The following is a 12,411-nucleotide window of genomic DNA, read 5'->3' on the forward strand; positions in this document are numbered from 1 at the left end:
TTATTTTGAAGTTAATTTAAATTTTATTTAACCCAGAAGATCAAAGCCAAAGTTTACCTTTTAGTGGCAATCAATCTTAATTAAATCAAGTTTGATTTTATCTTTTAAACTACTAATAGCAATTTGTCGAGCAATTTTTCTTTGTAATTAATTGCCAATGGTCAACTGTGCCTAAAACGTGTCGACCTTCTAAATGAAGTTGTTCACTTAAAGAAGGTTCAATCAAAAAATAAATTGATTGTTCTTGTTGCCAATAATTGATTAATTCTTCATGGGAGGTGGGAATAATAACGCGATCGCTATAAAAATTAAGTGAAGGACGATGATAAGGATAAGAAGTATAAATAATTTGTTGTGATGGAGTTGCTTGTTTAAGCATAGCTGCTATCGGTTTAACTGGATAAGCCTCGGCTAATTCCCAAACCCAATGAAAACCACTAAAAAACAGCAATAAAGCAACGTATAAACCAATAAAAAGTGTCACGATAAATTGTCGAGATTGTCGCAGCAGCATTACCGTAGCAATGGTTAAAGTCAAAGCCATTATTCCTAGAACTAATAATAAATTGTAGTCTGGAGGAGAACTAACTAAACCAAACCAAATACTGGCAAGATAACAAGCTAAACTTAAAATAATAAAAATTATTGCCTGGGGAACGCCAGTCCGTGCCGTCTCGGTCTTTGAAAGGCGGAGTATCTGCGACCAAATAATCGGATATCTCCTGCCAGAATGCCAAATCTTAGCTAAATTAACTCCAATTAATAATGATAAAGCTGGATAAATTGGGAAAATATACCAAGGTAGTTTAGTCGCCATCAAAGAAATTGTCACTAAATAAACCCCACTCCAAACCAGAGCCAACTTTGCCCAACTTGAGGAACGATATGTAAACGCTGTTAAAATGCCCCCAGGCAAAAACAGCAGCCAAGGAAAAGTATATTTAAGAATTTCTAGCAGATAGTACCAAGGCGCACCTTGTCTTTCGTTAACTGACGACCAAATGCGACTAAAGGTTTGATCGCCCAAACTAATACCCAAAAACGCTTGTCCATAGCGTAAATATTGTAAACCGTACCACAATAAAACTGGAATTATTCCTATAATAATGGCTTGCCAAAACCATGAGTTTTTTAGTAGTCTCGGACAATCCCAAGCTAGAAATAAAATTAAAATTGCACCTAGCAGCAAGCCCATCATAATTCCTTTGGTTAGGCAGATTAAACCCAATCCCAAGCCTACTCCTAGTAAATTGCGCAGATGACGACGGGAACGCAACAGACACCAAACAGTCAGGTTTAAAAAACAAACTATTGCCCCATCTAGCATGGCTAGTCTGCCATGACGAGCTACTGGTAATAAGGTTAGATAAACTAAAGTGGAAAAAACAACGGCTTTGGAGTCTGTAAAAATTTCTTTACCAATTCCATAAAGCAGAGGAACTGATAAAGCCGATAACATGGCAGGGACGATTCTCGTGCTAAATTCATTGATACCGAACCAGCTATAAGAACAAGCAATCAACCAATGAACTAAGGGCGGTTTATTCCAATAGGGTTGACCTCCATTAATGGTTGGGTAAAGCCAGTGATTACCGTTTTCGTAAGAACGCCAAATTTCACGAGCTACACTAGCAACAATGCCTTCATCCCAATCTCTGAGGGGAGTTTCTCCTAAGTTCAATCCAAATAAGATTAAGGCAGCAATGCAGATACCGCTCAACCCCAACCATTCCCAATTATGGCTCAAATTGAGCCAAGAGCATCGCGATAAGTTGGGGAGACGAGAGGGTTTAAATTTCACTATCGTTTGAATAAGAACCAACTGCACTAGGATCTGTATCTCGTTTTGATCCTAATAATTCTAAATTAGTGACTCGAATTACTGGTCGAGAACGAGTTGCTCCCGTATTGCGATCGCTCCAGGTATCGATCTTTAAAGTTCCTTGAATTCCAATTAATTTACCTTTACGTACGTAATTGTAGGCAATTTCTGCGGTTTTTCCCCAAATTTCTAAATTAAACCAGTCAGGAGTTTCGTTATTACGGCTACGACGATTAACCGCCAAAGGTAATTTACATAAAGCTCCTCCTTCAGGAAAATAACGAATTTCTGGATCTGCTCCAGCATGACCAACTAAATTAACGAGATTAAGCCCCATAAATCACCTGAATAGTACTAAAATACTAGAATCGTAAATCTTAGTCTAACAAATTATAGTTAGCTTCTGTAATTATTAGTTATCAATTTTACCTGAATAAATATTGATTGATTTCCTCACAAATTAAGGTTTTTTAAAGTGAAGTACCTATTGCCTCTCTTAGTTTAGGGACAGATTTTCTCACGGAAAATAGATAAATTTGAAGATCTGAGTAAAAATCCAGAACAGCAATATTACTATATTGATAGTTGAAGATACTTTAAAAGTTTAACTTAGATGGTGGTGGGCGGTTGTCGCGAGGAAAACTCAATCATTGCTCTGCTTACGCTCTTAGTTTAACCAAAGAGTACCGATGACTGATTTAATCAAAAATACTTAAATGAACTTATTTAATTAACGTTAGTGCGACCTTATAAAATTAACAAAATTGATTTAAATAATGATTATCCCTGTCCTTGTCGGCGACGTGGTCGTTTAAAACCGATTACTTTGACCGAGGCTTTTGGTTGCGATCGCTGCCAACAAATTTTTGTGGTTAAAGAGAATGGTCAGGTTATTGAGCAATTATCCTCTATTTATCATAAACGGGCTTGGCGATGGACAGGCTATCGTTGGACAAGTGTTTATTCTTCTTGGGCGCAAAGCTCTCTGTCTACAGCGTTAGTCGTGATGATGAGCTTGCCAATTTTAATCATCGTTTTACTTCCGTTGATTTTGAGATTATCCTCGACTCAAAGTATTATTTTTTGGGCAATAGTTCTATCAGTTTTGACTATTGTTAGTGCGCTAATGCTGTGGATAGCTTATCGACGTTAATTATTTTACGCTCAAAACCGATAAAACAATGGATAGTTCCTTAAACCTGACTTCAACAACAGTTAAACTTGCTCATCAAGCTTCTCGACAATTAGCTGTTGCGGGTGGATTAGCTCGTCGACAAGGTGTAATGGCGATGGCTCAAGGATTGCAAGCAAATTTTGATGAAATTCTCGAAGCCAACACTTTAGATTTAGAAATGAGTCGAGAAATGGCAGTCCCAGAATTGATGATTGATTGGCTCAAGCTTACTCCAGAAAGATTAGAAACAACTGTAAGTACTTTAAAGCAGTTGGCAAAAATTGCCGATCCTACTAGAAGAGTAATTAATGCACGTTATCAATTAGAACCGGCTCAAACCTATTGTCAGTTGATGCCTTTAGGAACAATTGCTTTAATTTATGAGGCTTTTCCCGAATTAGCTGCGATCGCAGCAGGAATGTGTCTCAAAACTGGAAATAGTCTAATTTTGAGAGGTTGTAGTGCTGCTAGTCATTCCAATATAGTGATCGCGAAAATTTTGCAAAATGCTCTAGAATCAGCCCATTTGCCTCCAGAGTGTTTAGGAATTATTTCTTCGGATTTAGGAGCATCAATTCAAGAATTAGTAACTCAAGACCAATATCTTAATTTAATTGTCCCGTATGGTCGTCCTAGTTTGATTCAGCAAGTTACCGAACAAGCAACCGCCCCAGTGTTAAAGACAGCGATGGGCAATTGTTATTTATATTGGTCAGCAAGTGGGGATTTAGAATTAGTTCGTCATTTGATTAGCGATAGTCATAATAGTGAACCAGATCCAGTTAATGCGATCGAAAAAGTGATTATTCATAGTCAAAAAAAGTCTTCTTCTGTTTTATCTCTGTTTAGTAGTCTCCAAGAACAAGGTTTTCAATTGAGAGGAGATGCTCATTTAATCACAGAATTTCCCGAATATTTGAAACCTGCTCGTGATTCTGAATGGGGACAAGCTTATTTAACCAAAACAGTAACCTTTCGCTACGCTAATAATTTAACAGAAGCGATCGCTTTGATTAATCGTTATAGTAGTGGTCATGCTGACTGTTTAGTGACAGAATCTTACGAAGAAAGTCGTCAATTTGTCCAAGAAGTAGATAGTGCGTTAGTTTATGTCAATGCTTCTCCCAGATTTTCTCGTAATCCCAACCAGGGAGAGAATATTTTCTTTGGAATATCTAATCAGAAAGGATATCGGCAAGGCTTGATTGGATTAGAAACATTTACTACTTTGAAACAAATTGTTCAAGGTTAAGCAATGTTGTTTCTTAAACCACATAGTCCAGCATAACCAATAGCGATCGCGTCAACACTATCATCAATTGGCAAATTTTCTAAACCAAATAGAATTTGTACCATCTCAGCTACTTCTTTTTTATCTGCTTTGCCATTACCTAGATGACATTTCCAACTAGACTGATGTAAATAAACAGGTACAATGTGGGTTTCACGATAGCAAACTAAATTAATAATGCCAAAGGCTTGAAGTACGCCTCCTGCTGCTTTAATACTTCGACCAAAAAAAGGCATTTCAATCGCAATATGTTGAAGTTGAAATTCTTTCATCAACTCAATCATATCTTGTTCAATTTCTAATAATCTTTCTGGTGTGGTCAGTTTTTTATCGGTTTCAATCGTGCCATAATCTAGCAATCGAGCAGTTCCCATCCCAATTTCTTCTAATACCGCCCAACCAACAATCGCTAAACCAGGGTCTATTCCTAACCAAGTTTGGTTCATTGTCAAAATTTTTTGGCTAATTCAATTAAGTTGTAACTGATCATTCGGGCAAAAAACAAAAAATGCTGGCATTATTTCACCTCTAGATGCGAAAATAAAAGGCTACATGAATTGCTTGCGATCTCGATGAGTGTTAACAAAATTACCCGCGCTGAACGCCTTAATGCCTTACCTCCTTACGTTTTTGCTCGTTTAGATGAACTAAAAGCCCGTGCCAGAGAACAAGGTATTGACCTAATCGACTTAGGAATGGGTAATCCTGATGGTGCTGCACCCCAACCAGTAATTGATGCAGCCATAGCAGCTTTATCTCAGCCTCAAAATCATGGCTATCCACCTTTTGAAGGTACTGCTAGTTTTCGTAGTGCCATTACTACATGGTATAAACGTTGTTATGATGTTGACCTTGATCCTGATAGTGAGGCTTTGCCCTTAATTGGTTCTAAAGAAGGATTAACTCATCTTGCCTTAGCTTATATCAATCCAGGGGACTTAATTCTCGTACCTAGTCCTTCTTATCCGCCTCATTTTCGGGGCCCCTTAATTGCAGGGGGAGAAATTTATCCTCTGATGCTGAATGCCCAACAAAATTGGTTGATCGATTTAGCAGCAATTCCTGAAGAAGTGGCACAGAAAGCTAAGATTTTATATTTTAATTATCCCAATAATCCCACCACCGCGACTGCTCCAAGGGAATTTTTTGAAGAAGTAGTTGCTTTTGCTCGCCATTACGGCATCATGCTCGTTCATGATTTATGTTATGCTGAACTGGCTTTTGATGGTTATCAGCCTACTAGTTTATTAGAGATTCCAGGTGCAAAAGAAATTGGCGTAGAGTTTCATACTCTTTCTAAAACCTATAATATGGCTGGTTGGCGAGTTGGATTTGTAGTTGGTAATTCTGATATTATTCAGGGTTTACGGACGCTGAAAACTAATTTGGATTATGGCATTTTTGCAGCAATTCAAAAGGCAGCCGAAACTGCACTACAACTACCAGATCAGTATATTACCGAAGTACAAGACCGTTATCGTCAGCGCAGAGATTTTTTAATTAAAGGTTTAGGCGAATTAGGTTGGGAAATTCCACCCTCTAAAGCAACCATGTATTTGTGGATTCCTACTCCAGTAGGCATGAATTCTACAGATTTTGCTTTGACTGTCTTACAAAATACGGGTGTAGTTCTAACTCCTGGTAATGCTTTTGGTAGTGCAGGAGAAGGCTATGTCAGGATCAGTTTGATTGCCGATTGCGATCGCTTGAGTGAAGCTTTACATCGTTTTCAACAAGCAGGAATTACCTATAATTCTCAAGCCTTAACTTCTTAATTAAATATTTTATTTAAGCGATTTGAGTAACACAAAATTAAAACAGCTAAAAGTTAAATTCAGATTGTCTGCAATACCTAATATAATCACTCTCAGTGCCAAACTAAAGAGGAAGCTAGAAAAAAAGAAATGCGAATTTTATTTGTAGCAGCAGAAGTAGCACCTATTGCTAAAGTAGGTGGCATGGGAGATGTAGTTGGTTCTTTACCAAAGGTATTAAGACAATTAGGACACGATGTTCGCATCTTTTTGCCTTATTATGGCTTCTTGGCAGACAAAATTGAGATTCCCAAAGAGCCTGTTTGGTGGGGATTTGCCATGTTTCAGACTTTTGCTGTCTATGAAACTGTTTTACCTGGAACAGATGTTCCTTTATATTTGTTTGGTCATCCTGCTTTCGATCCTCGTCACATTTATGGCGGAGAAGACGAATTTTGGCGATTTACTTTCTTTTCTAATGGTGCAGCCGAATTTGCTTGGAATTATTGGAAACCTGAAATAATTCATTGTCACGATTGGCATACGGGAATGCTTTCTGTCTGGATGCATCAATCTCCTGATATTAGCACCGTTTTCACCATTCATAATTTAGCTTATCAAGGTCCTTGGCGTGGTTATTTAGAAAAGATTACTTGGTGTCCTTGGTATATGCAGGGGCATAATGTAATGGCAGCAGCAGTACAATATGCTAATAAAGTTACCACCGTTTCTCCTACCTATGCTCAACAAATTCAAACACCTGAATATGGAGAAAAAATTGAAGGTTTGCTTTCTTTTATTAGTGGTAATTTAAGAGGTATTGTTAACGGAATTGATACAGATAGTTATAATCCTGCTACAGATAAATATATTCATCAGACTTTTTCAATTGATACTATCGAAAAAAGAATTACTAACAAAATTGCTTTACAGGAAGAATTAGGTTTAGAAGTTAGTCGTAAAACTCTTTTAATGGGTATTGTCTCTCGTTTGGTAGAACAAAAGGGAATTGATCTACTACTACAAATTCTTGATCGCTTTATTGCATACAATGATGCTCAATTAGTTGTTTTAGGTACAGGCGATCGCTTTTATGAAACTCAGCTTTGGCAATTAGCTTCTCGTTATTCTGGTCGTCTTTCAGTTCAATTACTTTATAATGATGCTTTAGCACGCCGAATCTACAGTGGTTGCGATGTATTTTTGATGCCTTCTAAGTTTGAACCCTGTGGTATCAGTCAAATGCTGGCTATGCGTTATGGCTGTATTCCTATTGTCAGACGAACTGGTGGTTTAGTGGATACAGTTTCTCATCACGATCCTAATAATAATGCTGGCACTGGTTATTGTTTTGACCGTTATGAACCTTTAGATCTTTATACCTGTATGGTAAGGGCTGGCGAAGGTTTTCGTTATCAAGAAAAATGGCAAGAATTGCAAAAACGAGCCATGAGTCAAAATTTCAGTTGGGTTAAATCCGCTCTTGAATACATCAAAATCTACAAAGAGATTACGGGATATTCACCAGAATTATCAGAGCAAGAAAGTCAAAAATTAGCGACTTTAACCTCTATGTAAGATTTTTGGGATGCACGAAAAAAAAGTAATTAATAAGCTTCAAGAGCTAGATCCGAACAGCTTACAAGAGTAGTTTTGTTACAAAGGGGTGACTAAAAACAACATTATAGAGATGAAATGGAATCAACATTTCAAAGACTGGAAAAAAATTGTTAACGTAAAATTATTCCCCTAGCGATCGCAGGTGCGCCAGCAAAACAGCCAATTCCAGTGATACATAAACCCTCGCCTCCACCTTGAGCAGCAGTTCCAGCAATAAACTCCATAATTCCCTGGGCTATTGCTGCGCCATTACCTAATAATCTTCCTAATTCAAAGGCTTGTGACTCATTCAAAATATTGTTGTGATAGATTTCTCTTGATTAATTAGTTTGACATTGCCATTTTCAGAAGTAATATTTTTAGCTGTAACATCGCCAGTTGCATTGGCACAATATTGACAGGCTTTTTGTTCGACATCTGAGGCGACGGGATAATAACCTTGTTGTAAATTATCTTTTACTCGTTCGGTAAAAGCGGATAATTGTTCGGGATTTTTTTTAGCAGAACTAATTTTTTTATAAACATTTTCTTATACTTCCTCAATATTTTGCTGCTATCTCAGATAAATAATCTAATTGATGATAATATTCTGGCGGTTGAAAATATAATAATCTACCTCCATCGGCTTTTATTTGTTCCTCTTTAGTGTATGCTTTGTAATACATTCTTCTCATACCCCAGTAAGAAGATGAATTACCAATATATTGTCGTAAAGCTTGATCAGTTTTGATACCATCACTTGTCATTAGTTTTTCTTCTTCCGCAAAAGTATCAAAAGTGCCTAAGCCCTGTTCTCTTAAGGCTAATAATTCATCTAATCTAGCTTCTTTTCTCTCCCACTCTTCTTCTGAAGTTGGTTCTATTGCTTCGATGATATGAGCGGGCATATCAATTAAATGAAATTTCCAGGCTTCACCATAGTTGATTTTTTCTTGATAGAAAAAATTTCTTTCTCTTTTATCTGTTACATCGTGACATCCAGAAACAAAAATACCGCCTTTTTCATCAACTTCTAGTAAAATTCCAAAGGAACTACTGTAAACACCCCAATGAAATGCTTTGCAATTTATCTTTGTACCCAATTTCGATAATCTGGGTTTTGTACTATTTTTTGGTCTACGACACATAAACTCGTTAGGTTGGGTTTTCATTATCGTCCATCCAGATGCGCCAGGGAATAAACCAATAATCCAAAGCTGTTTTAAAAGTTGTTTAGTTATTTTGCGATAGTTGGCATTAAGTTCATCTATAGAGAAATTTTTGGGCAGTTCGTAAACACGAGTAAAACCTTCTTTTTCTAAGATATTGAGGAGACTAGCTTCTATCAATGACTGATTCTCATTATTAATACAGCTAGTGTAATTCCAATAGTCGTAAAGCATTTTAAATCGCTGTTATTTGTTTATCAAAATTTTTTGTATAGCAACACATATCCGTTAGTGTATTAGATTTGTGGAAGGGCGAGTGATCATTCGCCCTTATGATTCATATTCTCCTAAACAAACTTTATAATACTAAGTCTTTCTAAATTGAGACCAATAAACAATTAGAATTCGGCTTCCTTAGCTTCAATATAGTAAAAATTGACTTGAGGATAGCGTGAAGCGTACAAAATTTGTGCCGCATTTGCTGCTTTTCTCGTATCAAACGATAAAAAGAACTCAAATCCACACTGCTGTGCTATTAGACTTCCTATTGAAAGTTGCCTTTCAAGTGTTCTTATTTGATCTCTTTCATAAGCATTTAGATTTTTGGTATTACCATTTGCTTTTTTAGCTAAATACTCATGCTGAGTTTTTACTTCTGCATATGAACTTATGGGCTGTCCTTTTTGAATGTATGCTTGTCCTAATACGCTTAATTTTCCATCATAAAAAGAGTAATTGCCGTTAGTAGGCTCCATAACTAAATGATCGCTATTGTCTCCTGTCACATAGCTTGCATACTCATCGTGTGGTACGTAACTGCCCAAGCGAAATCCTAGCCTTAAGTAGTAACATCCATCATCATCTACTTTCCCTCTCCGAAAATCCTCTATTTTTAACCTTTCTTGTTTAGGTATTGCTTGGTTGTTAAGAATATCTTTAAATCTTCTTTTCTGATTTGGAGTTAACTGTTTAACAAGCCCAAACTCAGCTTCATCAGCATAAGGATCACCCGTAATCGGATTAATTTCAGCCACATGAGCAGGAGCAGTACCTCCAGCATCTAAGATTCTTTTAAAAATCTCTATATATATTAGTAATGGGTTGGGCGATACAGTTCCTCCTCCTGGTAATGGCGTTGTAGGTGTAGGACTAATAACAGGAGAACTTACTGAAGCTAAAGTACCACTTCCAGTTATACTACCGATGATAAATTCTGCTCTTTTAGTTGCACTTTTACTAAGGTGATGAGCAATACTGATTACGCCGTCGCTTCCAACGTAAATACTATATTCCGTGGCATTAATATCAACTGCTGTAATAACTTTAATATTTTTGGCAGCTTCTAGATAAACATCACCGCCTCTACTTCCTATATCAGTACGAATATATCCTGTTCTAACTAGATCAGTCTTGCTGATGAGAGAAACATCACCACCTCTTGAAATAATGTTTTTTGTATTGATTGTTCCCAAAGCCAATACATAAACATTACCGCCACGACTATTTATAAGACCACCGATAGTTGCTGTACCTTGTTCTGCCTCTACAGTTATATTGCCTCCATAAATACTAATTTTCTTGGTAGAAACACTTTGTTTAGCAGCAAGATTGACACCTAATGCATTATCAATCGGCATATTCATGGTCACAGAGCCTTCTGTACTAGCTAAACCTATTGAACCGAATTCTGATTTAATTTCGTGATTAATTGTTAAACTTTGTGCAGAAGCAACTGTTACATCTTCCATGCTGGAGATTACGCCATTAGCAGCAACAATTCCAGTCGCACTAATTAAAGCAACACTACTATCATTAGAAGTGACTGCACCTACAGTTATATTATTTGCAGCAGCTAGAGAAACATCATCATAGGCTGTGACTGCACCATTAACTGTAACAGCATCTTGACTAGACTTGAGAATCACTGCGTCTTGACTGGATGTAATCTCATTAGTAATAATATTTTGCTTGGCTAAGGCAATGAAACTGTTGTCGCTCTCAACTGTACCGTTAACCTTAATTCCAGCAGTACCGCTAATTAGATCAATAGCACCATTAGTAGCAGTTAATTGACCAACAGCAATGCTATTGAGAGAAATAATATTAATATCTCCATTAGTAGTAACAAGATTTCCTGATGAGAAACTACCATTATTCAAAACTTCTAAGCTTAAAGCATCAATATTTCCTGTAGTGACGTTGCCTGTAGAAGCAAAAGTTTCATCGCCTATTTTACCCAGTGAGATCTCAACTGAACCAGTAGCAGCTAAGTTAGCAGTAGTAATGTTGTTAATAACTTCAAAGCTAAGATTGCCTTCAACTGCTAAGTCCTTATTGATAGTTAAACTACCAGCACCCTCAACACCAATATCGAAGAAAGTACCATTTCCACCAATTACATCCTGAAAGAGAATATTACCTGTTCCAGCTTTCAAAGTGAGATTTTGGCTACCAGCACTCGCAGCATCAACAGTTTTGGTAAAAGTAATATCACCACCAGTAATAGTATTATCTTCATTTACAGAAGAATCAATAGTTAGATTGTTATCAATCTTAGTTTGACCATCAAAGGTTATTTCACCACCATTCGTAGTGATGACATTTCCAAAGAGAGTTATTTCATTACCCTGCAACAGAACAGTATCGCCAAACGTAGAGATGTTGCCGATATTTATATAGTCTTTTAATTTTGGTTCAGCGAATCTGGGATTAAGAAGAAAAGCTTGGTGAGTACGCTTAACATCGCTTTTGAAATAACCAGTAGCTGCTATTTGCCCTTTGTCATTAATTCCTTGTGCTGAACTTAGCCAAATAGCTTTCTCAGAATCGATGATGCTATTAATATTGAGATTTATACTTGTATCATTATCAATGTCGTATAATATAGCTGTCGCACCACTTGAACCCACAGCAATACCATTGTTATTGATATCAATTAAAGAACCTCCCAAGGTTTTTATTTCGCCATCGTTATAGACAAACGCAGTGTAAGTAGTAGATCTTATTGCATTGAATTCACCAATTATCTGACCTTCATTGTTAATATCACGAGCAGAACTGTTTTCTACATTATCTCCTAACAGACTATGTAAATTTATATTTTGACCACCACCATAAACAAATGCTTTAGTAAAACCATCAAAATATAAACCGACTACCTGTCCTGAATCGTTGATTCCATAAGCTTCACTGGTATAGTGCCAGTAATAATCCTCATTAACTTCAATCCCTTCATTGCCAAATAAACCATTCAACTCGTTCTGAAGGTCGGTCATTGAACCTCCATCTAAAATGAATGCGCGCCAACAGAATAGATCGTAACCCCAGCTATATTTAGAGCTAGCTATACCAACTATTTGCCCATTGTTGTTAATTGCTTCAGCATAGCTACGAGCAAAATCGTAAGGTACTTCTACTAAACCAGACTCACTGGGAATTTCATATGTTTCAGCTTCTGGTAAAACTCCCAAATCACTTATCGATCCATTACTGTAAAGAAAAGCGTGCGTATTATTATCAGAACTAATAAAAGATCCTACTATTTGTCCTGAATCATTAATTCCATTAGGAGTAATGCTGTTCTCAGAACCTAAATAATTTAT

The 12,411-nt window shown here is 36.8% G+C and carries 10 protein-coding genes and 1 pseudogene; 4 read left to right on the forward strand and 7 right to left on the reverse strand.

The window, feature by feature from the left end; genetic code table 11:
- Positions 1-112: 112 nt before the first annotated feature.
- Both STA7437_RS17290 and STA7437_RS17295 read right to left on the reverse strand, forming a co-directional pair.
- On the reverse strand, positions 113-1,801 hold the full coding sequence (locus tag STA7437_RS17290; protein WP_216087057.1) for an ArnT family glycosyltransferase: 1,689 nt from the start codon (positions 1,799-1,801) through the stop codon (positions 113-115).
- Positions 1,791-2,159 carry a single-stranded DNA-binding protein gene (locus STA7437_RS17295; protein WP_015194681.1) on the reverse strand — a complete coding sequence of 123 codons (369 nt, stop codon included), beginning with the start codon at positions 2,157-2,159 and terminating at the stop codon, positions 1,791-1,793. Before STA7437_RS17295 ends, STA7437_RS17290 begins: the two co-directional genes overlap by 11 nt.
- A gap of 402 nt (positions 2,160-2,561) precedes the next feature.
- Here STA7437_RS17295 and STA7437_RS17300 point away from each other — a divergent pair, with 402 nt between their 5' ends.
- Positions 2,562-2,975: a hypothetical protein gene (locus STA7437_RS17300; RefSeq protein WP_015194682.1), complete on the forward strand. Its 414-nt coding sequence runs from the start codon at positions 2,562-2,564 to the stop codon at positions 2,973-2,975.
- 28 nt (positions 2,976-3,003) lie between these two features.
- A complete protein-coding gene (locus STA7437_RS17305) occupies positions 3,004-4,248 on the forward strand; it encodes a glutamate-5-semialdehyde dehydrogenase (RefSeq protein WP_015194683.1) in 1,245 nt (414 codons plus the stop codon).
- Here STA7437_RS17305 and STA7437_RS17310 read toward each other — a convergent pair.
- Positions 4,245-4,733, reverse strand: a complete 489-nt coding sequence (locus STA7437_RS17310) for a crossover junction endodeoxyribonuclease RuvC (RefSeq protein ID WP_015194684.1) — start codon at positions 4,731-4,733, stop codon at positions 4,245-4,247. The two genes, STA7437_RS17305 and STA7437_RS17310, sit on opposite strands and share 4 nt — an antisense overlap.
- A gap of 126 nt (positions 4,734-4,859) precedes the next feature.
- Here STA7437_RS17310 and STA7437_RS17315 point away from each other — a divergent pair, with 126 nt between their 5' ends.
- Both STA7437_RS17315 and glgA read left to right on the forward strand, forming a co-directional pair.
- Entirely contained in the window at positions 4,860-6,062 is a 1,203-nt protein-coding gene (locus STA7437_RS17315) for an aspartate aminotransferase (protein WP_015194685.1), read from the forward strand.
- Between the two features lie 129 nt (positions 6,063-6,191).
- Positions 6,192-7,619: a glycogen synthase GlgA gene (gene glgA, locus STA7437_RS17320; RefSeq protein WP_015194686.1), complete on the forward strand. Its 1,428-nt coding sequence runs from the start codon at positions 6,192-6,194 to the stop codon at positions 7,617-7,619.
- 152 nt (positions 7,620-7,771) lie between these two features.
- Here the strand turns inward: glgA and STA7437_RS17325 are convergent, their stop codons facing one another.
- The 4 genes and pseudogenes from STA7437_RS17325 to STA7437_RS27725 all read right to left on the reverse strand — a co-directional run.
- Complete coding sequence (locus STA7437_RS17325; RefSeq protein ID WP_015194687.1) at positions 7,772-7,954, reverse strand: hypothetical protein; 183 nt, start codon at positions 7,952-7,954, stop codon at positions 7,772-7,774.
- A gap of 246 nt (positions 7,955-8,200) precedes the next feature.
- A complete protein-coding gene (locus STA7437_RS17330; protein ID WP_015194688.1) occupies positions 8,201-9,043 on the reverse strand; it encodes a hypothetical protein in 843 nt (280 codons plus the stop codon).
- Between the two features lie 164 nt (positions 9,044-9,207).
- Positions 9,208-12,279 carry a DUF3466 family protein gene (locus tag STA7437_RS17335; RefSeq protein ID WP_015194689.1) on the reverse strand — a complete coding sequence of 1,024 codons (3,072 nt, stop codon included), beginning with the start codon at positions 12,277-12,279 and terminating at the stop codon, positions 9,208-9,210.
- Positions 12,280-12,411 (reverse strand): annotated as a pseudogene (locus STA7437_RS27725) (DUF3466 family protein); the annotation flags it as partial.

Source organism: Stanieria cyanosphaera PCC 7437, assembly GCF_000317575.1.
Classification (GTDB): domain Bacteria; phylum Cyanobacteriota; class Cyanobacteriia; order Cyanobacteriales; family Xenococcaceae; genus Stanieria; species Stanieria cyanosphaera.